The 23,579-nt window shown below is 60.4% G+C and carries 20 protein-coding genes, 1 tRNA gene and 2 rRNA genes; 12 read left to right on the forward strand and 11 right to left on the reverse strand.

Annotated elements, in window-relative coordinates; translation table 11 throughout:
- Nucleotides 1-132: 132 nt before the first annotated feature.
- The 6 genes from AC5SSZ_RS00405 to AC5SSZ_RS00430 all read left to right on the forward strand — a co-directional run bounded on the left by AC5SSZ_RS00405 (nucleotide 133) and on the right by AC5SSZ_RS00430 (nucleotide 6,915).
- Nucleotides 133-2,959: ribosomal RNA gene (locus AC5SSZ_RS00405) — 23S ribosomal RNA — on the forward strand.
- 148 nt (nucleotides 2,960-3,107) lie between these two features.
- A 5S ribosomal RNA gene (rrf, locus tag AC5SSZ_RS00410) occupies nucleotides 3,108-3,222 on the forward strand.
- A 50-nt stretch (nucleotides 3,223-3,272) separates the two neighbouring features.
- Nucleotides 3,273-3,349 (forward strand) — tRNA-Met (locus AC5SSZ_RS00415).
- Nucleotides 3,350-3,395: 46 nt separating this feature from the next.
- Nucleotides 3,396-3,869 carry a hypothetical protein gene (locus AC5SSZ_RS00420; protein ID WP_495436089.1) on the forward strand — a complete coding sequence of 158 codons (474 nt, stop codon included), beginning with the start codon at nucleotides 3,396-3,398 and terminating at the stop codon, nucleotides 3,867-3,869.
- Nucleotides 3,862-5,415, forward strand: coding sequence for a phytoene desaturase family protein (locus AC5SSZ_RS00425; RefSeq protein ID WP_495436091.1), 1,554 nt, complete (start codon nucleotides 3,862-3,864; stop codon nucleotides 5,413-5,415). Before AC5SSZ_RS00420 ends, AC5SSZ_RS00425 begins: the two co-directional genes overlap by 8 nt.
- A 441-nt stretch (nucleotides 5,416-5,856) precedes the next feature.
- Nucleotides 5,857-6,915 (forward strand): calcium-binding protein, encoded by a 1,059-nt coding sequence (locus tag AC5SSZ_RS00430; RefSeq protein WP_495436093.1) that lies wholly within the window; start codon nucleotides 5,857-5,859, stop codon nucleotides 6,913-6,915.
- Nucleotides 6,916-7,030: 115 nt separating this feature from the next.
- Here the strand turns inward: AC5SSZ_RS00430 and AC5SSZ_RS00435 are convergent, their stop codons facing one another.
- Complete coding sequence (locus AC5SSZ_RS00435) at nucleotides 7,031-7,915, reverse strand: LysR substrate-binding domain-containing protein (RefSeq protein WP_495436096.1); 885 nt, start codon at nucleotides 7,913-7,915, stop codon at nucleotides 7,031-7,033.
- Nucleotides 7,916-8,047: 132 nt separating this feature from the next.
- Here AC5SSZ_RS00435 and AC5SSZ_RS00440 point away from each other — a divergent pair, with 132 nt between their 5' ends.
- Nucleotides 8,048-8,716, forward strand: a complete 669-nt coding sequence (locus AC5SSZ_RS00440) for an FMN-dependent NADH-azoreductase (protein ID WP_495436098.1) — start codon at nucleotides 8,048-8,050, stop codon at nucleotides 8,714-8,716.
- Between the two features lie 84 nt (nucleotides 8,717-8,800).
- On the opposite strand, the gene AC5SSZ_RS00445 is transcribed toward AC5SSZ_RS00440, so the two are convergent.
- Genes AC5SSZ_RS00445 through AC5SSZ_RS00475 form a run of 7 tightly spaced genes read right to left on the reverse strand, consistent with a single transcriptional unit; the run spans nucleotide 8,801 to nucleotide 15,659 of the window.
- Nucleotides 8,801-9,502 (reverse strand): DUF1989 domain-containing protein, encoded by a 702-nt coding sequence (locus tag AC5SSZ_RS00445; RefSeq protein ID WP_495436101.1) that lies wholly within the window; start codon nucleotides 9,500-9,502, stop codon nucleotides 8,801-8,803.
- A 2-nt stretch (nucleotides 9,503-9,504) separates the two neighbouring features.
- Nucleotides 9,505-10,398: a polysaccharide deacetylase family protein gene (locus AC5SSZ_RS00450; protein ID WP_495436103.1), complete on the reverse strand. Its 894-nt coding sequence runs from the start codon at nucleotides 10,396-10,398 to the stop codon at nucleotides 9,505-9,507.
- 1 nt (nucleotide 10,399) lies between these two features.
- Nucleotides 10,400-11,662, reverse strand: a complete 1,263-nt coding sequence (locus AC5SSZ_RS00455) for an amidase family protein (protein WP_495436105.1) — start codon at nucleotides 11,660-11,662, stop codon at nucleotides 10,400-10,402.
- Nucleotides 11,659-12,777, reverse strand: a complete 1,119-nt coding sequence (locus AC5SSZ_RS00460; RefSeq protein ID WP_368981902.1) for an ABC transporter ATP-binding protein — start codon at nucleotides 12,775-12,777, stop codon at nucleotides 11,659-11,661. The genes AC5SSZ_RS00455 and AC5SSZ_RS00460 overlap by 4 nt, the downstream gene beginning before the upstream one ends.
- On the reverse strand, nucleotides 12,774-13,595 hold the full coding sequence (locus AC5SSZ_RS00465; protein WP_274836548.1) for an ABC transporter permease: 822 nt from the start codon (nucleotides 13,593-13,595) through the stop codon (nucleotides 12,774-12,776). Before AC5SSZ_RS00465 ends, AC5SSZ_RS00460 begins: the two co-directional genes overlap by 4 nt.
- Nucleotides 13,596-13,598: 3 nt before the next feature.
- On the reverse strand, nucleotides 13,599-14,486 hold the full coding sequence (locus AC5SSZ_RS00470) for an ABC transporter permease (RefSeq protein ID WP_082996032.1): 888 nt from the start codon (nucleotides 14,484-14,486) through the stop codon (nucleotides 13,599-13,601).
- A gap of 57 nt (nucleotides 14,487-14,543) precedes the next feature.
- Entirely contained in the window at nucleotides 14,544-15,659 is a 1,116-nt protein-coding gene (locus AC5SSZ_RS00475; RefSeq protein WP_495436108.1) for a polyamine ABC transporter substrate-binding protein, read from the reverse strand.
- A 105-nt stretch (nucleotides 15,660-15,764) separates the two neighbouring features.
- On the opposite strand from AC5SSZ_RS00475, the gene AC5SSZ_RS00480 reads away from it, so the two are divergent.
- Nucleotides 15,765-16,631, forward strand: coding sequence for a LysR substrate-binding domain-containing protein (locus AC5SSZ_RS00480; RefSeq protein ID WP_495436110.1), 867 nt, complete (start codon nucleotides 15,765-15,767; stop codon nucleotides 16,629-16,631).
- 187 nt (nucleotides 16,632-16,818) lie between these two features.
- On the opposite strand, the gene AC5SSZ_RS00485 is transcribed toward AC5SSZ_RS00480, so the two are convergent.
- The 3 genes from AC5SSZ_RS00485 to AC5SSZ_RS00495 all read right to left on the reverse strand — a co-directional run bounded on the left by AC5SSZ_RS00485 (nucleotide 16,819) and on the right by AC5SSZ_RS00495 (nucleotide 18,834).
- Nucleotides 16,819-17,421, reverse strand: coding sequence for a TetR/AcrR family transcriptional regulator (locus AC5SSZ_RS00485; RefSeq protein ID WP_495436112.1), 603 nt, complete (start codon nucleotides 17,419-17,421; stop codon nucleotides 16,819-16,821).
- Nucleotides 17,422-17,423: 2 nt separating this feature from the next.
- Nucleotides 17,424-18,071 (reverse strand): DsbA family oxidoreductase, encoded by a 648-nt coding sequence (locus tag AC5SSZ_RS00490; RefSeq protein WP_274866840.1) that lies wholly within the window; start codon nucleotides 18,069-18,071, stop codon nucleotides 17,424-17,426.
- A gap of 199 nt (nucleotides 18,072-18,270) precedes the next feature.
- Nucleotides 18,271-18,834 carry a carboxymuconolactone decarboxylase family protein gene (locus AC5SSZ_RS00495; protein WP_495436115.1) on the reverse strand — a complete coding sequence of 188 codons (564 nt, stop codon included), beginning with the start codon at nucleotides 18,832-18,834 and terminating at the stop codon, nucleotides 18,271-18,273.
- A 347-nt stretch (nucleotides 18,835-19,181) separates the two neighbouring features.
- Here AC5SSZ_RS00495 and AC5SSZ_RS00500 point away from each other — a divergent pair, with 347 nt between their 5' ends.
- The 4 genes from AC5SSZ_RS00500 to AC5SSZ_RS00515 are packed head-to-tail and all read left to right on the forward strand — an operon-like array spanning nucleotide 19,182 to nucleotide 23,576.
- Nucleotides 19,182-20,243, forward strand: coding sequence for a TRAP transporter substrate-binding protein (locus tag AC5SSZ_RS00500; RefSeq protein ID WP_065271401.1), 1,062 nt, complete (start codon nucleotides 19,182-19,184; stop codon nucleotides 20,241-20,243).
- 1 nt (nucleotide 20,244) lies between these two features.
- Nucleotides 20,245-20,886 carry a TRAP transporter small permease subunit gene (locus AC5SSZ_RS00505; protein WP_065271400.1) on the forward strand — a complete coding sequence of 214 codons (642 nt, stop codon included), beginning with the start codon at nucleotides 20,245-20,247 and terminating at the stop codon, nucleotides 20,884-20,886.
- Nucleotides 20,887-20,891: 5 nt separating this feature from the next.
- Nucleotides 20,892-22,178: a TRAP transporter large permease gene (locus tag AC5SSZ_RS00510; RefSeq protein WP_495436117.1), complete on the forward strand. Its 1,287-nt coding sequence runs from the start codon at nucleotides 20,892-20,894 to the stop codon at nucleotides 22,176-22,178.
- A 33-nt stretch (nucleotides 22,179-22,211) separates the two neighbouring features.
- Complete coding sequence (locus AC5SSZ_RS00515; RefSeq protein WP_495436119.1) at nucleotides 22,212-23,576, forward strand: MmgE/PrpD family protein; 1,365 nt, start codon at nucleotides 22,212-22,214, stop codon at nucleotides 23,574-23,576.
- The last annotated feature ends 3 nt before the right edge of the window (nucleotides 23,577-23,579 follow it).

A 23,579-nucleotide genomic window follows, 5' to 3' on the forward strand; every position in this document is an offset into this window, starting at 1 on the left:
GCCTGCGACCGACATCACAGGCATAAGGATGGAAGAGCGGGAAAGTATGCTTTTTGGTTCAGAGACAGATGATCCGGTTGTGAACCAGCTTCCGGATCCGACAGTTGTCAAAGACTGTCTCTTTCTGGACCAGATCAAGCGCGAGAAGGGCGTTTGGTGAATGCCTTGGCAGTAAGAGGCGATGAAGGACGTGATACTCTGCGATAAGTCATGGGGAGCCGAGAATAGGCTTTGATCCATGAATTTCCGAATGGGGGAACCCACCTGACAGTTCGATATTGTTACCACGGTAGCCAATATCTTGCTGAACCAGGTACTTAAAACCTGAATACATAGGGTTTTAAGAGCAAACCCGGGGAACTGAAACATCTAAGTACCCGGAGGAAAGGACATCAATTGATACTCCCTTAGTAGCGGCGAGCGAACGGGGACCAGCCGAGCCAGATAAGTGACTGGAATGCGTTGGGAAGCGCAGCCATAGCGGGTGATAGCCCCGTACAGGAAGCTTTGATGGACGTATTAAGTAGGGCGGAACACGTGAAATTCTGTCTGAAGATCGGAGGACCACCTTCGAAGGCTAAGTACTCCTTACTGACCGATAGTGAACCAGTACCGTGAGGGAAAGGTGAAAAGCACCCCGACGAGGGGAGTGAAACAGTACCTGAAACCGAACGCCTACAATCAGTTGGAGGCCCCTTGAGGGCTGACAGCGTACCTTTTGTATAATGGGTCATCGACTTGGTCTCACGAGCAAGCTTAAGCCGCTAGGCGAAGGCGCAGCGAAAGCGAGTCTTAATAGGGCGAATGAGTTCGTGGGATCAGACCCGAAACCGAGTGATCTAGGCATGGCCAGGTTGAAGGTGCGGTAACACGCACTGGAGGACCGAACCCACATCTGTTGAAAAAGATCGGGATGAGCTGTGCCTAGGGGTGAAAGGCCAATCAAACTCGGAGATAGCTGGTTCTCTGCGAAATCTATTTAGGTAGAGCGTCATCCGAATACCCCGGGGGGTAGAGCACTGGATGGGTAATGGGGCCCCACAGGCTTACTGATCCTAACCAAACTCCGAATACCCGGGAGTACTAGATGGCAGACACACTGCGGATGCTAACGTCCGTAGTGGAGAGGGAAACAACCCTGACCTCCGGCTAAGGCCCCCAATTCATGGCTAAGTGGGAAAGCAGGTGGGACGACCAAAACAACCAGGAGGTTGGCTTAGAAGCAGCCATCCTTTAAAGATAGCGTAACAGCTCACTGGTCTAAATAAGTTGTCCTGCGGCGAAGATGTAACGGGGCTCAAGCCATGAGCCGAAGCCGAGGATGCACATAGTGCATGGTAGCAGAGCGTAGTGTGACATAGTCTCATGTCTCCTTACTTCCTTCGGGAAGATTGGAGACAAGAGGCTTTCGATGAAGCCGGGGCGTGAGCCATCCGGTGGAGAGATCACTAGCGAGAATGATGACATGAGTAGCGACAAAGAGTGTGAGAGACACTCTCGCCGAAAGTCCAAGGGTTCCTGCTTAAAGCTAATCTGAGCAGGGTAAGCCGGCCCCTAAGCCGAGGCCGAAAGGCGTAGGCGATGGGAACCAGGTTAATATTCCTGGGCCAGGAGGATGTGACGGATTGCGACTGTAGTTCAGCCTTATCGGATTGGTTGGGCTGCTGAGCAGTCCCTGGAAATAGCCCTCCATCAGACCGTACCCTAAACCGACACAGGTGGACTGGTAGAGAATACCAAGGCGCTTGAGAGAACGATGTTGAAGGAACTCGGCAAAATACCTCCGTAAGTTCGCGAGAAGGAGGCCCGGGTTCAAGGCAACTTGGATCCGGGGGCACAAACCAGGGGGTGGCGACTGTTTATTAAAAACACAGGGCTCTGCGAAGTCGTAAGACGACGTATAGGGTCTGACGCCTGCCCGGTGCCTGAAGGTTAAAAGGAGGAGTGAGAGCTCCGAATTGAAGCCCAGGTAAACGGCGGCCGTAACTATAACGGTCCTAAGGTAGCGAAATTCCTTGTCGGGTAAGTTCCGACCTGCACGAATGGCGTAACGACTTCCCCGCTGTCTCCAACATCGACTCAGCGAAATTGAATTGCCTGTCAAGATGCAGGCTTCCCGCGGTTAGACGGAAAGACCCCGTGCACCTTTACTACAGCTTCGCACTGGCATCAGGATTGTGATGTGCAGGATAGGTGGTAGGCATCGAAACCAGAACGCTAGTTCCGGTGGAGCCTCCCTTGAGATACCACCCTTCGCACTCTTGATGTCTAACCGCGGTCCGTTATCCGGATCCGGGACCCTGCGTGGCGGGTAGTTTGACTGGGGCGGTCGCCTCCTAAAGCGTAACGGAGGCGCGCGAAGGTTGGCTCAGAGCGGTCGGAAATCGCTCGTTGAGTGCAATGGCAGAAGCCAGCCTGACTGCGAGACTGACAAGTCGAGCAGAGACGAAAGTCGGCCATAGTGATCCGGTGGTCCCGAGTGGAAGGGCCATCGCTCAACGGATAAAAGGTACGCCGGGGATAACAGGCTGATACTGCCCAAGAGTCCATATCGACGGCAGTGTTTGGCACCTCGATGTCGGCTCATCTCATCCTGGGGCTGGAGCAGGTCCCAAGGGTACGGCTGTTCGCCGTTTAAAGAGGTACGTGAGCTGGGTTTAGAACGTCGTGAGACAGTTCGGTCCCTATCTGCCGTGGGTGTAGGATACTTGAGAGGAGTTGCCCCTAGTACGAGAGGACCGGGGTGAACGATCCACTGGTGGACCTGTTATCGTGCCAACGGTAGTGCAGGGTAGCTATGATCGGAAAGGATAACCGCTGAAGGCATCTAAGCGGGAAGCCCCCCTCAAAACAAGGTATCCCTGAGGGCCGTGGAAGACCACCACGTCAATAGGCCGGAGATGTAAGTGCAGCAATGCATTCAGTTGACCGGTACTAATCGCCCGATAGGCTTGATCTGTTCCAGTAACAGACAGTCTCATAAACACCAAAAAGCAAAACGAAACCTGGACAAAACGTTGATCTGAAACCTTCCGCTTTTGGAAAGCGCCCCGTGACACAACGGAGCTCGCAATACCAAAAGCCGGAAGCTTTTGGTATTTACTCGGTTTGGTGGTCATAGCACGAGCAAAACACCCGGTCCCATCCCGAACCCGGAAGTTAAGTGCCGTCGCGCCAATGGTACTTGGGCTTAAGCCCTGGGAGAGTAGGTCACCGCCAAACCTAGTAAATACCAAAATAAATTCTCTCTAACGATCATAACCAACAATCTCCGCGGGATGGAGCAGCCCGGTAGCTCGTCAGGCTCATAACCTGAAGGTCGCAGGTTCAAATCCTGCTCCCGCAACCACTGAAATCTGCAAAGCAGACAAGCCAGCGTCCCAAGGGGCGCTTTCTTGTGTTCCACCAGTGCCTTGAAACATCCGGGACACCTCTCCCCGGATCTCAATCGCAACACCACCCTCTGCCTGCGGGTCGCCCCAGAAGCGGACTTCGCCCAGAAGCTCCCGCAAAAGCGCATTCGCCTCGACCATATGATCGCTGCCGGTCAGCAGCTCTTCCAGACGTGCGACCTGGGCACGGTAGATCTCCTCCAGATCCTCCCGGGAAGGCACAGTGAAACTGTTCTCTTCGGAAATCTCCGCGAGTTCCGCCCGGAGCGCATCGCGCTCCGCCTCCCTCGCCTTCAAGCGCTCCATGAGGGCGGCGCTGGCGTCATCTCCTTCGAGCCGATCCAGCAGGCGTTCGATTGCGCCTTCCGCTGGATTGATCGCGATCAAATCGCGATTGGCGGGCCGCTGTTACCAATAAACTTGGACAGATCATTTCATGCGAAACATTGCGATGCGCAGGAGAGTGAATATGGCTGACACCGACAAAAATGGCTGGGATGCCATCATCATCGGCTCTGGTATGGGCGGCATGGCTGCAGCTGCCGCGTTGTCGAAGCTCGGGCACAAGGTGCTTTTGCTGGAGCAGTACCAGACGCTCGGCGGCCTGACCCACAGCTTTTCCATGGAGGGTTTCTCCTGGGACGCGGGTATCCACTACCTCAACTGCGTCGCGCCCGAAGATCGTGAACGCCACATGCTCGACTGGCTCTCGGATACGCCGATCAAGTTCACCTCCATGGGGGCCATATATGATAACCTGCACATCGGCGACGCCCCGCCGCTGTCCCTATCGCGGCCCTTCGGGGCGCAGGAGCGCGATCTCAAAGACCGCTTTCCGGACGAAACCAAGGCCATTGAGGCCTGGATCGCGGCGCTCAGAGAGGGCAGGCAGGCGGCTTTTACGGTAACTTCGACACGCGCCATGCCCGGGATCATCGGGTCGGCGATGAAGTGGTGGCACGGCCATGCCATCGACCGATGGTGTAAGCGGACAACGCAGGAAGTCATTGACGAGATCACCGACAACCCTGACCTCGCTGCAGCTTTCGCCGCGCAATGGTTCGACCACGGCGGCAGGCCCAGTAAGGCAAGCTTTGCGATGCACGCACTGATCACAGGCTCCTATCTGGAGAGTGGTGCCTGGTATCCGGTGGGCGGCGGTGCGGCTTTTGCCCGACACATCCTGCCGACGATCACCAAAGCCGGGGGGGCGGCACGGGCGAACACACGGGTTGAAACACTGGTCATCGAGAATGAGCGGGTCGTTGGGGTACGCACGGCAGCGGGAGAGGAAATCCGCGCCGGAGCCGTGATTTCTGATATCGGTGCGCGGGAAACGGTGAATAGCCTCCTGCCCGAGGGCTGTGGACATCAGGACTGGATTGAGCAAATCCACGCCTTGCCTCACTCGGTTGCGCATTTCAGCCTGTTCATCGGCTTTGAGGGCGATATCGAGGCTGCCGGAGCGACCCGCTCGAACCACTGGATATACCCGGGCGGAAAGGTCGATGTCGTCTGGGCCGACGCACCAGACACTCCGCCCGAGGGCATGTTTGTTTCTTTTGCGTCGCTCAAGGACAGCGCCCACGATCCCGGCCCATCCCGGAAATACGCCGGGGAAATCGTGGCGTGGACCGATTGGTCAGTCGTGGAAAAATGGGCCTATCTGGAGCCGGGCGCACGAGGGGCGGACTATCAGGTCTTCAAGGAAGCGGTCGAGGAAACCCTCTTTGCGCAGTTCGAAACACATTTTCCTGACCTCGCCAAGCTCGTGGTGTTCCGTACTCTTTCGACGCCACTCTCGACCGAAGCGATCACTGGGCATCACCATGGTGGGTTCTACGGAATCGATGTCACACCCGAACGCGTGCTAAGCGACGCGCTTCAGGCAAAGACCCCGGTGCCGGGCCTCATCCTCGCAGGTCAGGACGTATTGAGTCCGGGAATCCCCGGTGCCCTCTGGGGGGGGATTTTCGCTGCGGCCAGCCTCGATCCGAAAGTTTGGCGCGAACTCCCAGGTTAGACGGTGGTTTAAGTTGGAGTGCATCTCTCTGAGGTTCGCCACAGTGGGCTTTCAAGCAGACTGGACCTGTCGCAGATTTTTTGATGTCGGAAACCAATAAAGATAGCAGGCCAGGCCCATATGGCAGTGACAGTGCTCACATACGCGCCGAGCCCTTTCAGCGGCAACGGCGGGGTAGAGGAAAGCCTCATGATCTTTTAGGTTTACGCGGCTCTAGTGAATGCCTGAAAGCACACGAAAACGTGATGTGACCTATCTCTTTCATTCGCAGCCTTCTGGCGCGTAGTCTATCAGGCCGTTAGCAAGTTCGACATTTTTCCGCACAGAAAAACAGTTCCAAGCCGCGTCCGACACTGTCGGCGGAGGCCCATCCATTTTGCGGCGTGCACTTTGTATGCGCGCCTTTAGACAAGACCCATTTTCTATAGGAACCCTGTCCACATGGTCACACGAACCTCATCGCAAACCTTCCCGACCCTGGGGTCTGAATTCCTAGTCAATACCGAGACGGCTTCCAGTCAAAGGCAGCCCAGCGTGGCGGCGCTGTCGGGTGGCGGATTCGTCGTGACATGGGAAACAAGAGATCAGGACGGCGATGGTGCTGGAATCTATGGCCAACGCTATGACGCGGATGGGGCTGTGATCGGTCCTGAATTCCTTGTCAATACATATACAGTTGGCGATCAAGCTATCCCAAGCGTGACGGGGCTTAATGCTGGAGGCTTTGTCGTCACATGGCACTCAGCCGACGGGATCGGGAATACCGAGGGCATCTTTGGCCAGCGCTATGATGCGGCCGGGGTTGCCGTCGGTTCTGAATTCCAGGTCAATACTGAAACCACAGACAACCGGTATTATCCCAGCGTCACGGCCCTTTCGGATGGCGGTTTCGTCGTAACATGGCAATCAAGTGCTCAGGACGGCGACGATTTTCTCTACGGTGGAGAAGGGGCGGATACTCTTGATGGAGGCCGGAGGCATGACGCGCTTTTCGGAAGAGCCGGTGACGATAGTCTGATCGGTGGCTGGGGTCAGGATACCCTGAAAGGGAACTCCGGCTCTGACACTCTGAGGGGGTCGCAGGGTAACGATGTACTGTTTGGCGGCAAGGACGACGATCTTCTCTACAGCGGCCAGGGGAGGGATAATCTTGACGGTGGTAGCGGTCATGATGAACTTCTTGGCCGACGCGGCGATGATACCCTGCACGGTGGACGTGCACAGGACACGCTCAAAGGCGGTTTCGGGGATGATCTGCTCACCGGGAGCTTCGGGGCGGACAGGTTTGTATTCGGCCGTAATGTCGGCAACGACACGATCACGGATTTTGATTACGGCTCCGACACCATTGAAATCACCAGGGGGGCAGAGGCCATGAACGAAATCACGTTTGCCCAATCGGGTGACGACGTCCTGATAACGTTTGCCGAGACCTCTGTGCTGGTGGAAAACATCGCGGTCGATGACCTGAACCTCGCGGAGACTTTCCTCTTCACCTGATCGGACCAGCAGCCCGCTGATGAAGCCTCGCGGCAGCCTCCTATACTGAAGGCTGCCAGTGGGATGCTGGCAGCACACAGCAAACCTACAAGCACGACGTCTCGTGCTGCCAAACCTACCCGGAAGCCCGCGCCCAGTTTGCGAAGTGCTCCACTTCGGCAAAGCGCGGATGATCGGCGCGGCTCACTGCCCAGAAGGTTCTGCCGGGCAAGTCCGTATCGGATAGGCGCACCAGCTGCCCGGTGGTCATAGCAGAGGCGGCCAGAACGCTGGACGCCAGCACCACGCCCTGACCTGCAAGCGCCGAGTCAATGGCATGGATTTCCTCGGAAAAGTGCTGTGTAACCTCTGGTGCCTCCCCCGTAAGCCCGGCAGCGCGGCACCAGCGTTGCCAGCTGGGCGCCGCTTCTGCGCCGCCACTCCAGCGGTATTCGATCAGCGGCAGGCGCAGGATACCGGCATCGTCGTTGACCGGACAGCGGCGCAGCAGGTCAGGTGCGCAGAGCGGGATCAGGCTGTCTTCGAACAGTGGCAGCCATCGGCCCAGCGGTTCGGGTTGGACGGCGTAGCGCACCGCAAAATCGACATCGCCACCGGACAGGTCCACCGGTCGGTTGTCAGCCTCGACCTTCAGGTTCATCCCGGCCTCGCTGCGCAATGCAGGCAGCCGCCGCATGAGCCAGAGACTGGCGAAAGCCACCGTGACGGAAACCGTCAACGGGCGGTCCGTATCCCGCTCGGAAATCCCGGCGATGGTGTCGGCTATTCGGTCGAAACTCTCGCGCAGCACCGGATACAGGGCCTCGCCTTCTGCCGACAGGCGGATCGGGCGCGGATAACGATGAAAGAGTTTCACCTCTAGGATCTCTTCCAGCTGGCGGATCTGGTGGCTGATCGCGGTCGGCGTCAGGTGAAGCTCAGCGGCGGCACGGGCAAAATGCAGGTGTCGGGCAGCGGCTTCAAAGGCGCGGAGTGCGTGTAGCGGAGGCAGTCGCCGCATTGATCTTGTCCTTTCCGTTTGGGTGCAGCCTGGATGAATCCTATTCATCCAGACCCTGAGATATTCGCTTTCGCCAGTGGGTTGGCCACTTGGTAGGCATGGCGCGAAGTGGAAAAACTCAGGAGATTTCCCATGCCCACTCTGTTGCGAATTGATGCAAGCGCCCAGCTTGAAGAACGCTCCCTCACGCGTCATCTGACCGGGCTGTTCACGAAAAACTTTCTGGCTCAGGCACCGGAGACGAAAGTCATCACCCGCGATGTCGGCTTGAACCCGATCCCGGCGATCGACCATAAATTCATTCACGCGGCCTTCACCTCACCCGAAGAGCGCGAGCCGTGGATGATCGAGCGCCTGGCGCTGTCTGATGAGCTGGTCGATGAGGTGATCGCGGCGGATATCGTCGTCCTGGGCGCGCCGATGTACAACTACGGCATGCCGACCGCCCTGAAAGGCTGGATCGATCATATCGCACGGATCGGCCGGACCTTTTCCTTTGATCTGGCGCGCGGCGACACCCCGATTGAACCGATCCTGTCGGGCAAGCGGCTGGTGGTGCTGTCCTCGCGCGGCGAGTTCGGCTTTGCCCCGGGCGGTGTGCGGGCGCATCTCAACGCGCTTGACCCGGCGCTGGCGGCCTGTGCGCATTACTTCGGCGTAGCGCAGGCGGATATCGATACCATCGCGATCGAATATCAGGAGTTCAAGGACGCGCGTCACGAGGCCTCGGTTGAAGCGGCAGAGACCCGCACCCGCGCGCTGGCCGCGAAACTGGCCGGTGCAGCGGCAGAGGCCGCCTGAGACACCCGTCTGGGGCGGTAAAATCGGGGGGTGCGGATTTCGATCCGCGCCCCCTGTGTTTTGTGCAATCCGCTGCAAACCGGTTCACTCAGCGTCCTGATGCAACAGGACTTCCAGCGCGCTCGGTTGCGCATCCTCGCCATTGATCGGCAACAGGTCCATCGGGCAGCAGGAAATCACCACCACGGCGTCCATTTCCGCACGGAACAGCACGTGATCGCCCTTGCTCGAAACCGGAGCCCGCCACTCCATCGCGCCGTCATCGACCACCGGCGTGTTCATCCAGAGGTTCAGCGGGCAAGGCACCGATGTCGGGCGCAGGCCGATGGCCCCCAGCGCCATGCGCAGGTTGTCGGTGCAATTGTCGTGATAGCCCTCGTGGCCTAGTTGCGCGTAGCGGTGCACATCGCAGGAAGCGACCAGCGTGTCGTGCACGCCGGGCGAAGTGTCCTCAACCAGCGTGAGGATCGGGCGGCGGCGGTTGGTCACCAGCGCATCGCCGGGGCGCGGCGACACGCGCCGCAGCGTCGGGCGCAGGTGCTCCATCGACAGGTATTCGTTGCAGTCGCCCTCGGCAAAGGCCCAGAAATCGCCGATCTGGCTGCCGTCGCGGTTGATGACCGACAGCAGTTCGCCCTTTTTCACGCGCATTGCCCGGCCCTGACGGGCGGGAATGGTGTAGGTGGTACCGGCACTGAGGCGACCATCCTCCGCAAGGGTCTGATGCGCGCTCGGGTTCTCACCGTCGGGCCGTGCGGCATCAAAGGGGGTGTTGAGGGTATCCATCTTCATTTCTCCATCAGGACAGGATGTGGGTAGGGGACGGCAGGCTCGCGGTGCGGCTGCCAGGCGCCTTCGGCCTCCTGGCTGGCGGCATAGGCGGCGATCTCTTCCAGCGGTGCGAACCAGACATCGCCGCGCGACAGCACCTCTTCGAGCCAGCGCTCCACCACCCGCCAGCGGGCCAGCCGCCCGGTCAGGAACGGGTGCCAGATGCCGATCCAGAGGCCACCGGCCTCGTATTGCGCTTCGAACTCGTCAAACGAGGCCTCCAGCCCGCGGCGCGGCGACATCACCGGCATCTTGTAGCCGATCTCGTCGAAATGCGCGAAAGGCGGCCAGTCGTCGCTGCCCCAATGCACCGGCAGCTCGTAGAGAGAGCCGGATGCGGTGTCGATCCGATAGGGCAGATCGTCCGCCATCATTGAGCTTTCATAGGTCAGCCCGTGTTTCACCGCGAGCGACAGCACCTCCGGGGTGACGTTATAGACCGGGGCGCGATAGCCGCGCGGGGTGCTGCCGGTCATCTTCCGGTGCACCTCGAGCGCCCGTTCGAACCAATAGGTCTGTTCCTCGGCGCTCTGTTCGGCGGGGTCTTCGTGCAGATACCCGTGGTGGCCGATCTCATGGCCCCCCGCAAGGATCGCCTCGACCGTCGCGGGGTATTGCTCCATCACCCAGCCGGGTATGAAGAAGGATTGTTTCAGCCCCAGCCGCCGGTAGGTGTCCAGAATGCGTGGCACGCCGGAATTCGGGCCATAGCGGCCCATGCTGATCGGGTAGAGGCGGCGGTGCCCGTCGTCGGGGCGGGCGATCTGGATCAGGCTGTCGGCATCGACGTCAAAGGTGATCGCACAGGCACAGCGGGCGCCGTTCGGCCATTTTATCGGGTTTCGGATCATGTCACACTTCCTTTTGCATCAGCAGCGTTTCGACCATTACGGCGGTGGCGAGCAGAGTGCGGTCGCTGTCCGGCGCGCCGACCAGTTGCAGGCCGACCCAGCAGCCCGCGTCCGTCTTGCCGACGGGCAGGGAAATGGCGGGCAAATCCAGCAAGCTGGCGGGCATGGTCAGGCGGAGCGCCGCAGCATTCGTTGCGGCAAAGCTCTCGGGATCTTCCAGCAGCGGCGCCAGATGCGGGGCCTCAATCGCAGCCGTCGGCAGAACGTAGATGGCATCGGAGGCTCGTACGGTTTTGCGCAGCGCCTGCGCTCCCTCTTTGACGCGGGCGATCTTCTCGGGGTCCAGATCGGCGGAGGCGCGCAGCCGCACCGCGACAAAGGGATCGAGGTGGCGGGCGTTCTCGGTTTCCAGCAGATGCCCGTAGGTCTCAACCGCTTCGACAGCGCCCGGCCAACCGCCCGCACGGATCAGCGCCAGCGCCTCGGCGAGCGGCGACTGCCTGAAGTGCTCCATCGACACGCCCGCCTGCGCGAGCGCCGCGACTGCCTCTCTGCAGCGCTGAGCGACCGGCGCGGCAACACCGCCTTCGTCGAGCACATCGCTGAGAACCGTAAAACGTCTGGCGGCCTCCGGGCGGGCGCTGTCGCCGGACAGAATGGCATCCAGCTCGATGATATCGCTGACCGAGCGGGCAAAGCTGCCAACCGTATCATAGCTGGGCGCGAGCGGCATCACGTCGCTGATCGGATAGCGGCCGCGCGTGGGGCGAAAGCCCACCACACCCTGAAACGCCGCAGGCACCCGGCAGGAGCCAGCGGTATCGGTGCCGACAGCGAGGCGGGTGATCCCGCGCGCAACAGAGGCCGCAGCCCCCGAGGAGGATCCGCCCGGCACCCGGCCGTCGAGAAGCGGGGTGCCGTGATGCGGGTTGTAGCCGATGCCGGAGAAGGCCAGCTCGGATTGATTGGTGATGCCGATGCTGACCAGACCGGCCTTGCGGGCGCGCGTCACGACCTCTGCATCCGCTGTGGCGGGGGCTGAGGGACGCCAGTGGGCGGAGCCAGCCCGCGCGGTGACGCCGTTGAGCGCGAACATGTCCTTCCAAGAGAGTGTGGCCCCATCGAGGGGGCCTAATTTCTCTGTGCGATCATCGCTTTGACGGGCTTCCGCGCGGGCACGGTCCGGTAGGAGGGAGAGGAAAATCTCTCCCTCCTGTCCGGCTCTTTTCAGAGCCTCCATGGTATTGTCGAGAACAGAACTCATGCGGCCCTCACCTTGGCGCCTGCTTCCGATCGCTGCGCGCTCTCCAGAATAAAGCCGTCGCAGGGGTGCCAGGAGGCATAGACCCGCGCCCCGGTGCTTGCGTCCAGCTGCTCGAGCTCGCGCTGCTGGACTTGCGCCACCAGGCTGTGGCCGGATGCGGTTTCGAGATGCAGATTGACGACCGCACCGGCGAACTCCTCGGACACCAGCGTGCAGGCGATTTCGTTCTCGCCCCAGCCCGGGTTGACGGTCACAGAGATCCTGTCCGCCCGTACAGCCAGATCGGCGCTGTCGCCTTGTGTCAGTCCGCTGCTGTCGGCAAGCTGGACCTTGCCGTCGCGTGTTTCCAGAAAGCGTTTGCCGTCCTCCTTGCCGGAAATCCGTCCCTCCAGCAGGCTGATCCCGCCGACGAATTGCGCGACGAACTTGCTGCGTGGGCGCAGGAAGATGTCCTGCGGGCTGCCGATCTGCTCCACCCGGCCGCCGTTCATGATCACCACGCGGTCCGCGAGCGAGAAGGCCTCGGAGTGGCTGTGGGTGACATAGACGAATGTGATGCCAAGCTCGCGCTGAAGTTTTTTCAACTCGCCCTGCATCTTGATCGCCATATGAGCGTCCAGCGCCGAAAGCGGCTCGTCCAGCAGCAGCACTTTGGGCTCCAGCACAAGGCTGCGGGCCAGAGCGACGCGCTGGCGCTGACCGCCTGACAGCCGCGCGACATTGCGGTCTGCGTAGGTGGAAATGCCCAGCCGCTCCAGCCAGTCATCGGCGCGACGACGGCGCTCTGCAGCGGCAACGCCGCGCATCTTGAGCCCGAACTCGACGTTTTCCCGCACGGTCATGAAGGGGAACAAGGCCAGGCTTTGCCAGACCATGGGGGTTTCCCGTTCCCAGACCGGCAGTTGGTCGATCCGGTTGCCCGCAAGGGTGATCTGGCCACGGTCTGCGGTTTCAAGACCGGCAAGCATGCGCAGGCTCGTTGTCTTGCCACAGCCGGACGGCCCCATGATTGCGATGAACTCACCTTGCGCAATGTCCAGCGAAAACTCTTCGACGGCGACGAAGTTGCCATAGGACTTGGCAAGCCCGTCCAGTTTCAGATGTGTGTTGGTCATGATGTCTCCTCCTTGGACATGGCGCCGCCGCTCTGGCTCAGGACCACGGCAAGCGCGATCAGAACCAGCGTCAGCGTGACGGAAAAACTCAATGTGCCGATAACGTGGATGGTGGGATCGACCTGCCCCTGAAGGGTGGTCAGAACCGCAACCGGAATGGTCTGGTTCAAACCGCCCGTGAACCAAGAGATCACATACTCGTCGAATGATACTGCAAAGGTGATCAGGAAGGCAGCGAGAATGGCGGGCAGCGTGTGCGGCAGCACGATGCGGGCGAGCGCGGAATGCGGCAACGCACCCAGGTTCTGCGCTGCAGTTTCCAGCGTCTCATCCAGCTGCGCCAGCCGCAGACGGCAGACCGCCATCGCAAAGGGCGCGGCGATCACCACATGCGCGGCAACTACGGCCGCAAGCGTGCCGGCTATGCCGATGCGGGAGAAGAAGGCCAGCATGGCGAGGCCAAGGATAACCAGCGGAACCGTCGGCGGCAGCAAGGCCAGCGCGAGCACGGCCTTCTGTCCAAAGAACCGGAAACGATAGTCCGCGTAGGCGGCGGCAAATCCCAGGGTTGTGGCGATCAGCGCGGTAATCCCGGCAACCGTCAGGCTGTTCCAAAGGGCCTCTAGCATGGCACGATCGGTCAGGACCTGCGCGTACCATTTGGTGCTGAACCCGGACATATCGAGGCTTGGGAAACGGTCGGCACTGAAGGAAAACAGGACCGCCGACAGGATCGGTGCGTAGAGCAGCAGGAAAACCAATGCGAGTCCGGCAATCCAGAAGGCTTTTGGCAAGGCGTGTTTCAGATGCGGAGGCATGTCTTATCCTTTCTCGCGATAGGCCCAGAGGACGGTTACAAAGGCGGTGACCAGCAGGCTGGCGATCATCAGCAGCGACACCACGGCGGCGCGCGGCCATTGCTGACCGGCCCGGACAAGGTCGGTCACGAGGATCGGCAGGGTCTGGAAGGTGCCACCGCCCAGATAAGAGGCGCTGACGAACTCGGCATAGGACAGCAGGAAGGCGAACAGCAGCCCCAGCGTCAGCCCGGGCCGGGCCGCAGGCAGGATGACGCGGAACAGGATGGCTCCGGGACGCGCGCCAAGGTTGGCAGCAGCCGAAATTCCGGTCCGGTCCACATTGGCAAGGGCGATGGTTTGCAGGATCAGTACGACCGGCAGCGCCAGAGTTGCGTGGCCGAGGAACAGCGCGAAATAGGTGTTGAGAAGGCTCTCCCCCTTGCCGCCCAACGCCTGCACGATGGAGGAAATCACGCCGCCCTCGGTCAGGAAGACCTGCCAGGAATAGATGCGGACGAGGTAGCTTGTGAAAAACGGCGCAATCGCAAGTCCCAGCAGCACCAGTCGCTGGCGCGGCGCTGCGACAAAGGCCATCGCGTAGGAGGCCGGAAACGCCAGCAGCGAAATCGCGACAGCGCTGGCCATCGACAGCCCGTAGCTGCGCCAGAAGCTGGCCCAGAGGAAATCAAGGCCCAGAACATAACGCCAGGCCGACAGCGTGGCGTCCGGTGTCAGCCGATAGTTCACCACGGACCAGAAGGAAATCGCCACCAGAAGGCCAAGCGGCACTGCAAAGAACAGCAGCAACCAGGCAGGCAGCGGCAGGACCCAAAGCGCCTGCCAGGCACGATTGAAGAAGAAGTGGAAGCGGCGCCCCGAGGTGCGGGCCGGGAAAGCAGGGGAAGTCATGTCGATATCTCCGATAGGGCTGCGGCCCCGGCGAGTGCGCCGGGGCCGGACCGGACATCAGGCGTTCTTGTAACGCGTCCAGGCGTCGTTCCAGGTCTCCAGCGATTGCTGGACCGGAAGCTCCCGCAGGCGGATACGCCCGGCGCGGATTTCATCGAGCGCATTGGGGCCGTTAAGCACCATGTTCTGACGCTGTGCCTCGCCCGGCAGTTCATCATTCAGTCGCGCCCAGCCCGCCCGTGTCGGGATCATCGCCGGATAGGCCTTGAGCGTGGCGGTCTTCACCTGTCCTTCGGGGGACAGCATGTACTGGATGAATGTTCGGGCCAGATCCTGGTTTTCCGACCGCGTGCCAATCGACAGCGACTCGGTCCATTGCAGGCCGCCTTCCTCGGGGATGGTCGTGGTGACATCCGCGCCATCGCGCGCCAGCACGCCGGTGATCCAGTCCCCGATGCCGGGGATTGCGGAAACCTCGCCCGAGCGCAGCGCTGACAGCATCCCGCCGTAGTCATAGAAACCGCGCACCTGCGGTCGGAGCGACATCATCGTCTCGGTCAGTTCCGTCCAGTGCGCCTCATCCAGATCAAACGGTGACGCGTTGCCATTGAGAAGGCTCAGCGCGCCCAGGTTGGGCAGATGCCAGTCAAAATGGCCGATCCGCCCCTCATGCTGAGAACCCCACATGCTGCGATAGCTGCGGGCTTCCGCCTCGCTCATCGCGGCGCGGTTATGGGACAGGCCGAGGAAGCCGAACCGCAGGAAGACCGCATAGGGCTGACCGTCGAACCAGTGACCGCGGAAGTTCTGGAACTCCGGGAAAAAATCGTCGAACGGGTAATCCTCGGGTGTCAGCGGTTCAATGAAACCCGCCTGCTGCAATTGGACGACGTATTCCGCGTCCGACAGGATTACATCGTAGGTTCCGGCCGGAGACTGCGCGATTTGCGCGAGCATCTGGTCGCCGCCGACATATTCCTTGGCGCGGATGCGAACGTTATGCGCCTCCTCGAAGGCGCCGATCACATCCGGGTCGGCATGGCCCGCCCAGGTGAGCATCGACAGGGTGCGACGGCCCTGCGCACGCAGGATGGCCGGGCTGGCGATGGCGGCGGCGGTTGCAAGCCCCCCCTTGATCAACTGGCGCCGGGTGGTGATAATGTTACGTGTCATTTGTTCCTCCCTTTTCATTCCACAAGCTTCAGAAAGAGGAGGCCGAAAAACAAATGACCATTCTTCAGGCCATGCTGAGATTTCCTTTCGCCGGTGAGAAACACCATGCGTAAACTACTGCCGTTAAACGCAATTCGCGCCTTCGAAGCGGTTGCCCGGAGGCTGAGCTTTGCCGATGCAGGGGACGAACTCGGCGTCACCGCGACCGCTATCAGCCATCAGATCAGGCATCTTGAAGCCTACCTTGGGTTTCAATTGGTGGAACGCCGTCCGCGTCAGATCGCCCTCACGCCTGCGGGGCAGGAGTTGTTTCCCAAGCTGCAGACTGCCTTTGATACCCTTGGCGAAGCCTTCGCGATGCTCGACAAGGACGTCGAGCAATCTCTGGTCCGGGTCACGACAACGTATGCCTTTGCGGAACGCTGGCTGGTTCCGCGTCTCTCAGATTTCTTCGACAAGCATGGCGACATCCGGGTCGAAGTCGAAACCGATGACGACGTTCTGGACTTGCGGACTGGTCGACTGGACCTGGCGATCCGATATGGCCCCCAGTCCGCCGCGAATGAGGAGGCCGAGATTTTGGTCTCGGACCGCTACCTCCCAGTCAGCCTGGCCGATCAACCGGAGACCGGCGCGCAGGACAGTCGGTTGCTGGGGTATCGCTGGCGCAATGCCGACATGGGAGGCCCCACCTGGGAGGAATGGTTCAAGGAAGCCGGGGAAACCTTCCCGCCCGATCGCATTACCCGTTTCAGTGATGAAAGCGCGGCGTTCAATGCGCTGGATCAGGGGCTGGGGTTGCTGTTGTCCAGCAGCGTGCTTGTCGATGAAGGTCTGAAATCCGGTCGCTACCGGCAAATCCAAGGGCCTGAGCTGCAAGGGTTTGACTATTGCCTCGTGCTCAATCCGCTGTCGCGCAACAAACACGGCGTCAAGATCTTCGCCGAATGGCTCAGGCAAGCCGCTAAATAGGCTTGAGACCAAACATCTGGCCGTAATCCGCCACCTATTAATGGCTGGTACTATCCGAGATCGATCTACGTGATCGGCAAGCACATCATTTCTGGTGAAGCCTCGACACGCTCTATCAGACCTCGCACAGGCCCCAGTGTCTCCTTTGCAGTATTGCAGGTCCGCACCCACAGACTTGTTTGTCCTGCTATTTTTCTCCTATGCGGAGTGCCTCGATCTCTGATGCCAGGCTTCGGGCAAGGGCTTCGATTTCCCGCTCGTCCGTTCCCTGATGATGCTCGAGGCGCAAGACATTTACGTAGGCCTGAAAACGGCGGGCGAGGGTAGAGCAATCGCTATCGGCAGGGATCTCCCCGCGTGCTCGCGCGGCTTCGAACATCTGCCGGAACCCGTCCCGCATCAGGGTCAGGTAGACCTCAGATTGGGCCGCGATGGCCGGTTCGGTGGATCGTGTCGCAACGATGGTCTTGACCAGCATGCAGGCTTGTCGGGCGGCATCCTCCTCGGGCAGGGCTGCAAAACCATGCAGGTAATCTGCCATCCCCTGCAACGGTGAAGAGGCCTTGGCGATCCGCTCCCGGAACAGCGCCCGGAACCGGTCAGTATAGCGCTCCATGGCAAGGAGATAGAGGTTCTCCTTGCTCTTGAAGGCGGCATAGATGCTGCCGGGTTTCATCGACAGCGCCGCTTCGAGATCCTTGAGAGAGGTCGCGTGATACCCCCGTTCCCAGAATAACGACATCGCGGCGTCCAGGGTCGCGTCTCGGTCATAGGGGGCAGCACGCGCCATAATCAGGCCTCTTGTTTTGCCAGGTGGTCCAGAATGCGTGAGTAGTTTTCAACGCCTTGTGCACCGGTGACAAGATGCTGACGGTCAAACACCATGGCAGGCACCCCGCGCACGCCCTGTTGCAGCCAGAACCCTTCGCGTTCGCGGACTGTGGTGGCGAAACGTTCATCCTGCAGCACGGCCAGCGCCTCTGCCCGGTCGAGCCCGATTTCGCCTGCGACATCGGCCAGAACCTCGGGATCCGACATATTGCGGCCATCGGTGAAGTGAGCGGAGAAAAACGCCATTTTCAGGTCGTGCCCGCGCCCCTGTTCCTCCGCCCAATGCAGCAGCTGATGCGCGGCAAAGGTGTTGTGCATGCGGGTGTCTTCGGAAAAGGCGAAGCTAAAGCCAAGGTCATTGCCAAGCTCAGTCATCTGAGCCCGGGCCTGTTCCGATTGCTCAGGCGTGGAGCCGTATTTTTCGATGATATGTTCGCGCATGTTCTGCCCTTCGGCAGGCATCTCGGGGTTCAGCTCGAAGGGATGCCAGTGGATCTCGTGGTCTGTTCCGGTCTCTTTCAGCGCCTGTGCCAGCTGACTGAAGCCGATAATGCACCACGGGCACATCACGTCTGAAATGATATCGATGCGAAGGGGCTGATCCGTCATGTTGAGTCTTTCGTGTTTGTGCGTGTTGTTGGCCAGGGGCAGAGCGCCCCTGGCGCATAGTGCATGGATGATCAGAACCGCAAGTCAGGTTTTCACGCCAAAGATCGGCCAGGGCCATAGCTAAGGCACGGACACGCCGCGTGTCACCCTGTGCGGTATGTCCGGGGAGATCGCATCCCGACCGCCCCGGACAGTGTCATCAGGCGGCCTTTTCGTCAGCGGACCATGCGAATTTCTCGAACACGCTGTCGACCGGAGTATCGGCCAGGTGGTTGGTATAGTTCGACATGATTTTCTGGCTGTAGCCAAGGACGACTTCTAGGATCTGACGCTTGGTGAAGCCCGCATCAAGGAAAGCCTGAACCTCTTCCGGGCTCAGGACACCGCGCTGACGCACGACCTGCAGGGTGAAGGTCCGCAGGGCTTCGAGATGGGCATTGGGCAGCGGCGTGCCGTTGCGCAGCGCGTCGGTGATCGCATCATCGACGCTCATGCTCTTGGCGATCCCGGTATGGGCCGGAACGCAGTAGTGGCATTCGTTTTCGACATTCACCGTCTGCCAGACAACCGTCAGCTCATCTGCGTCGAAACTGGAGTTGGAGAATAGTTCATGCACGCGCTGGTAGGCTTCCAGCAGGCCGGGCGCTTCGGCCATCACGGCGTGCAGGCCAGGGATAAAGCCAAATGCAGCCTTGGAGTTGGCGAGCATGGGCTTGGCGTCTGCGGGGGCGGTTTCTTCGGTGTGCAGCTGGAAGTTGGTCATGGTTGGTGCCTTTTGGTTGGATTGGAGACGTCAGATCTCTGCGCGGCTGCGATCGCCGCGTGGCGACCTATCTAAAGAGTTTGAGTGATCACTCAATGTGGAATTTGAGCAATCACTCAAATGTGACTCGTGAGGTTGCGACTTGGTGGAGAGGTTATCCCCCTGAGGCTCCTTTGGGCGCACAGCTATAACAATTCGGCATATCTGGTTGATTTTCGCGTCTCGGCGAAACGGCGGTAGGTTCGAAGCATCGCCAGCATTGGTGATGCTCAACAATGATCGGTGGCCTGGCCTTGCGTGCCGGACCCAAAAATCGCCGCCGAACCGCTATCAGGGAGATATCCGAGATGAAACCTCAATCCAAGCTGACCGGGATCGGCGCCGCTCTTGCGGTTGCATCGCTCGCAGCAACCGCAGGCCAGGCCGAAATCCAGAGCGTCCAGATGAATGTCCTGGGGTCTGTTTCCTTCTTGTCGTCCTATGAAAACTACGAACAGGCATTCTGGGACAAGCACTTGCCCGAAGCCTCGGGGGGACGGATCACCGCCAATGCCCGCGGCTTTGACCAGATGGGTTTGAAGGGCGGCGAAATCTTGCGCCTGACCGGCCAGGGGGTGGTGGATGTCAGCACCACGGTGCTTGGCTATACTGCGTCGGATGATGCCCGCAACGAGGCCGCCGATCTTGCCGGTCTGGCCCCGACTGTGCACACTGCCCATGCGATCGCCGAAGCCTATGAGCCGGTTCTGGATTCCTATTTTGCGGACAAATACGGCGTGAAGGTCCTGGCCACCTGGCCCTATCCGGCGCAGGTTCTTTACTGCAACAGCGAGATCAAGGACCTCAGCGATCTGTCCGGCAAGAAGGTCCGCACCGGCAATCGCACCCTGTCGGAATTCGTGTCGGCGCTGGGCGGCACCGGGGTAACGATGGCCTTTGCGGATGTGATCCCCGCGCTGCAGACCGGGGTGGTGGACTGCGCCATCACCGGCACCCTGTCAGGCAATTCGGCCAAGTGGTTCGAGGTTTCGACCCATCTTTATGCGCTGCCCGTCGGCTGGAGCACGATGGTCACCACTGCGAATCTTGGTTTCTGGAACCGGCTCAACCCGGAGACCCAGTCCTTTTTGCAAGAGGAGCTGAACACGCTGGAAGCCGACATCTGGAAAGGTGCGGGCGAGGAAACCCAGGACGGCATCAATTGCAACGTGGGCATTGAACCTTGCGAGGTCGGGACCAAGGCCGACATGACGCTCGTCTCGGTCACCGAGGAAGACTACAAGCTCCTGGAGAAAATTACCCGGGACGTCATCCTGCCGAAATGGGCCGAACGCTGTGGCAAGGATTGCGTGGACGAGTTCAACCGCACGATCGGTCCGGTCGTCGGGATGACCGTGGAAGTGAACTGAGATGTCGCGTCACGAGACGACAGATACCCAAACTCCAGAGGCGGGAACGCCTCTGGACCGGGTGCTGAACGGCGCCCGCAGGCTCAGCCGCCTTGCCACCTGGGTTTCCGGCCTTGCGCTGGTCGTGATCTGTTTCCTGGTCATGGTTGAGGTGCTCCTGCGCAAGTTCTTTGGTGTGACCCTTGGCGGTATGAACGAGATCACCGGCTATGTGCTGGCGGTCACGGTCTCCTGGACCCTGTCATTTGCTCTGCTGGAACACGCCCATATCCGCATCGACGTTCTCTACAATATCGCGAACCGGCGTGTCCGCGCGCTGCTGGATCTTCTAAGTCTCGGCGCAATGACCGGCTTCATGCTCCTGGTGACCTATTGGGCCGGACAGCTGTTGAAAAACAGCATTGATTTCGGATCGCGTTCCAATTCTGCGCTGCAAGTGCCGCTGTGGTTGCCGCAATCCCTGTGGGTGGCTGGGCTTGTCTTCTTCGTTCTGACGTTGCTGCTCTTGTGTCTGCGCTCGCTAGGATATCTCTGGCGCCGTGATACCGAAGGCATCAACCGGATTGCAGGCATCAAACCCGTGGATGATGAGGTCGAGGAACATGCCATGCTGACCGACCTCAACCACGCGAGACAAGGATAACGGCTATGCTCGCCACTGCTCTTACCACATTGATCGTCCTGATCCTGCTCAGCCTGCCAGTGGCTGCAGTCATGGGCGTCCTTGGCTTGATCTTGGCCGAAATCTACTCTCCGATGCCCTTGGTGCGCACGCTGGGCGATCTTGCTTGGTCCACAAGTACCAATAATCTTCTGGTCGCTATCCCGATGTTCGTTCTGCTGGGCGAGATCCTGCTGCGCACTGGCGTCTCCTCGCGGATGTATATGGCATTGTCGCAATGGCTGGGCTGGCTTCCCGGGGGGCTGATGCATTCCAATATCGGCACCTCCGCCATGTTCGCGGCAACCTCGGGGTCTTCGGTTGCCACTGCGGCCACGGTCGGCACCGTGGCGCTGCCCGAAGTGCCCAACTATGGCTATAACGAACGACTGTTCCTTGGCACGCTGGCCGCCGGCGGGACGCTTGGCATCCTGATCCCGCCTTCGATTAACATGATCATCTATGCGGTGATGACCAATACCTCGCTGCCGAACCTCTATCTCGCCGGGATCCTGCCGGGGTTATTGCTGGCCGGGCTGTTCATGGCGCTGATTGCGGTGGCTTGTCTCTTGAACCCCAAATGGGGCGGGAAACGCATTGCCACCAGCTGGGGCGCGCGTCTCAGGAGCCTGCCACATCTGCTGCCTCCGGCGGCGATCTTTGCCGTGGTTGTCGGGTCGATCTACGCCGGCTTTGCCACCCCGACCGAGGCGGCGGCGCTGGGTGTGATCGCGGCCCTGATCCTGGCGGCGGGTTTTGGTGCGCTATCGCGCCCGGTTCTGCTGACCGCATTCGAAGGCACCATGCGCACCACCGCGATGATCATCCTGATCATCATCGCTGCCTATTTTCTGAATCTTGTGTTTGCGGCAATCGGTCTGGCGGCCGCGATGGAGCATTTCGTCAGCACCCTGGGTCTTGGCCCTTATCAGACGATCCTGGTGATCGCGATCTTCTATATTGTGCTGGGCTGTTTCATGGAGACCCTGTCGATGATGATTGCCACCGTACCGGTCGTTACGCCGATCGTGGTATCGCTGGGGTTCGATCCGGTCTGGTTCGGCATTATCCTGATGCTGCTACTGGAGACTGCGCTGGTGACGCCACCCATCGGCCTGAACCTGTTCGTGGTGCAAAGCACCCGTCCCAATGGCGGGTCGATGAATGATGTGATGTCCGGGACCCTGCCGTTCGTGGGGATGATGCTGGTGATGATTGGTCTGGTCGTTGCCTTCCCGCAGATCGCATTGTGGCTGCCGGACATGATGAACTGATCAGACGCCGCGTCTTACAGGAAGGATAGTTTCATGGATGCCATCGCAATCCTCGCCGATCACGTCATCGCAACCCGTTATGATGTATTGTCCGAACAGACCCGCGCGGCGGCGCGGCGGCTGATCCTGGACACGGTCGGCGTCGGGCTTGGCGGCAGCACCGGGCAGTGGACCAGCGATCTTTTTGCATCGAGCGCCGGGTGGGGGCAGGGCGTAGATGCGCATGTCTTTGGCCGGGAGGGGCGCTTCCCTGCAGGTCTGGCAGCGCTCTATAACGCTTACTGCATTCACAATTCAGAGTTCGACTGCCTGCACGAGGATGCCGTGGTGCATGCGCTGACGGCCGTGTTGCCCGCAGCCCTTGCCGTCGCCGAGGCGCGCGGCGGCGTCAGCGGACGCGCCTTGATTGAGGCTGTGGTGGCGGGCGTCGATGTCGCTGCAACCCTGGGGCTGGCGGGCACGGCCCCGATGAAATTTTTCCGGCCCGCCGTCCTGGGCGGTTTCGGCGCGGTGGCGGCGGCGGGAAAGATCGCAGATCTGGACCGTGCCCAGTTGATCAACGCCTTTGGTGCACAATATGCGCAATCCTGCGGATCAATGCAGGCCCATGAAGAGGGCACCATGCTGCTCGCCCTGCAGATCGGTTTTAATGCGCGCGCTGCGGTCGAATCCGTCGATCTGGCCCGCGCCGGTCTTCTGGCTACGCAGGATACCCTGGAAGGACGTTTCGGTTATTTCAACCTCTTCGAGGATGGCGCCGACCTGCTCACGGCCCTTGCGGCCATGACAGGCATCCGCCGGATCGAGGACGTGGTCGAAAAGCCTTTTCCAACTGGTCGGGCCACCCATGGCGCGATCGAGGCGGTGTTGCGTTTGTTGCGGCGCCGTGCCTGCAGCGAGGAGGATCTGCACCGCGTGACCGTCACCGTATCGCCGGTGGCCCATTCTCTGGTAGGGCGTCCGGTCGGGCCGGAGATGCCTGCGAATTACGCACGCCTTTGCCTCTCATATTGCGTTGCGCGTTGTCTTCTGGCGGGTGATGTGGCGGGCGCGCATTTCTCCTCGCAGGCCCTGCGCGATCCGCAGGTCCTGGCCCTGGCTGCGCGGATCGAAGTGGACACCTTTGACATGGCAGAGCCAAGTGCCTTTGGCCCCAGCCGTGTCTCTATCACCTATGCAGATGGCACCCGGGCTGAGGAAACCATTGGCCAGGCGCTGGGCCATCCGTCGAACCCGGTTTCGGAAGGGCAACGTTCTGACAAGTTTCGTGCCAATTGCCGCGCGGCCCTGCAGCCGCTTGAGGAGGCGCGGATTGTGGCGCTGGAAGACCGTATTGCAGATCTCGACAGGCTTCAGGACGTGCGGCAGTTGATGGAGCTGGCGTGCCCGGCGACCTAGCGC

This window comes from Phaeobacter sp. CC-HEC084 (assembly GCF_059429255.1).

Coding starts and splice junctions, on each gene's coding strand:
- AC5SSZ_RS00485 (WP_495436112.1), bottom strand. CDS start 17,421: ATGGCGCGTGCTGCCCCCTATGACCGAGACGCGACCCTGGACGCCGCG.
- AC5SSZ_RS00510 (WP_495436117.1), top strand. CDS start 20,892: ATGCTCGCCACTGCTCTTACCACATTGATCGTCCTGATCCTGCTCAGC.
- AC5SSZ_RS00515 (WP_495436119.1), top strand. CDS start 22,212: ATGGATGCCATCGCAATCCTCGCCGATCACGTCATCGCAACCCGTTAT.
- AC5SSZ_RS00460 (WP_368981902.1), bottom strand. CDS start 12,777: ATGACCAACACACATCTGAAACTGGACGGGCTTGCCAAGTCCTATGGC.
- AC5SSZ_RS00500 (WP_065271401.1), top strand. CDS start 19,182: ATGAAACCTCAATCCAAGCTGACCGGGATCGGCGCCGCTCTTGCGGTT.
- AC5SSZ_RS00450 (WP_495436103.1), bottom strand. CDS start 10,398: ATGATCCGAAACCCGATAAAATGGCCGAACGGCGCCCGCTGTGCCTGT.
- AC5SSZ_RS00425 (WP_495436091.1), top strand. CDS start 3,862: ATGGCTGACACCGACAAAAATGGCTGGGATGCCATCATCATCGGCTCT.
- AC5SSZ_RS00480 (WP_495436110.1), top strand. CDS start 15,765: ATGCGTAAACTACTGCCGTTAAACGCAATTCGCGCCTTCGAAGCGGTT.
- AC5SSZ_RS00495 (WP_495436115.1), bottom strand. CDS start 18,834: ATGACCAACTTCCAGCTGCACACCGAAGAAACCGCCCCCGCAGACGCC.
- AC5SSZ_RS00430 (WP_495436093.1), top strand. CDS start 5,857: ATGGTCACACGAACCTCATCGCAAACCTTCCCGACCCTGGGGTCTGAA.
- AC5SSZ_RS00445 (WP_495436101.1), bottom strand. CDS start 9,502: ATGGATACCCTCAACACCCCCTTTGATGCCGCACGGCCCGACGGTGAG.
- AC5SSZ_RS00470 (WP_082996032.1), bottom strand. CDS start 14,486: ATGACTTCCCCTGCTTTCCCGGCCCGCACCTCGGGGCGCCGCTTCCAC.
- AC5SSZ_RS00505 (WP_065271400.1), top strand. CDS start 20,245: ATGTCGCGTCACGAGACGACAGATACCCAAACTCCAGAGGCGGGAACG.
- AC5SSZ_RS00435 (WP_495436096.1), bottom strand. CDS start 7,915: ATGCGGCGACTGCCTCCGCTACACGCACTCCGCGCCTTTGAAGCCGCT.
- AC5SSZ_RS00475 (WP_495436108.1), bottom strand. CDS start 15,659: ATGACACGTAACATTATCACCACCCGGCGCCAGTTGATCAAGGGGGGG.
- AC5SSZ_RS00490 (WP_274866840.1), bottom strand. CDS start 18,071: ATGACGGATCAGCCCCTTCGCATCGATATCATTTCAGACGTGATGTGC.
- AC5SSZ_RS00465 (WP_274836548.1), bottom strand. CDS start 13,595: ATGCCTCCGCATCTGAAACACGCCTTGCCAAAAGCCTTCTGGATTGCC.
- AC5SSZ_RS00455 (WP_495436105.1), bottom strand. CDS start 11,662: ATGAGTTCTGTTCTCGACAATACCATGGAGGCTCTGAAAAGAGCCGGA.
- AC5SSZ_RS00440 (WP_495436098.1), top strand. CDS start 8,048: ATGCCCACTCTGTTGCGAATTGATGCAAGCGCCCAGCTTGAAGAACGC.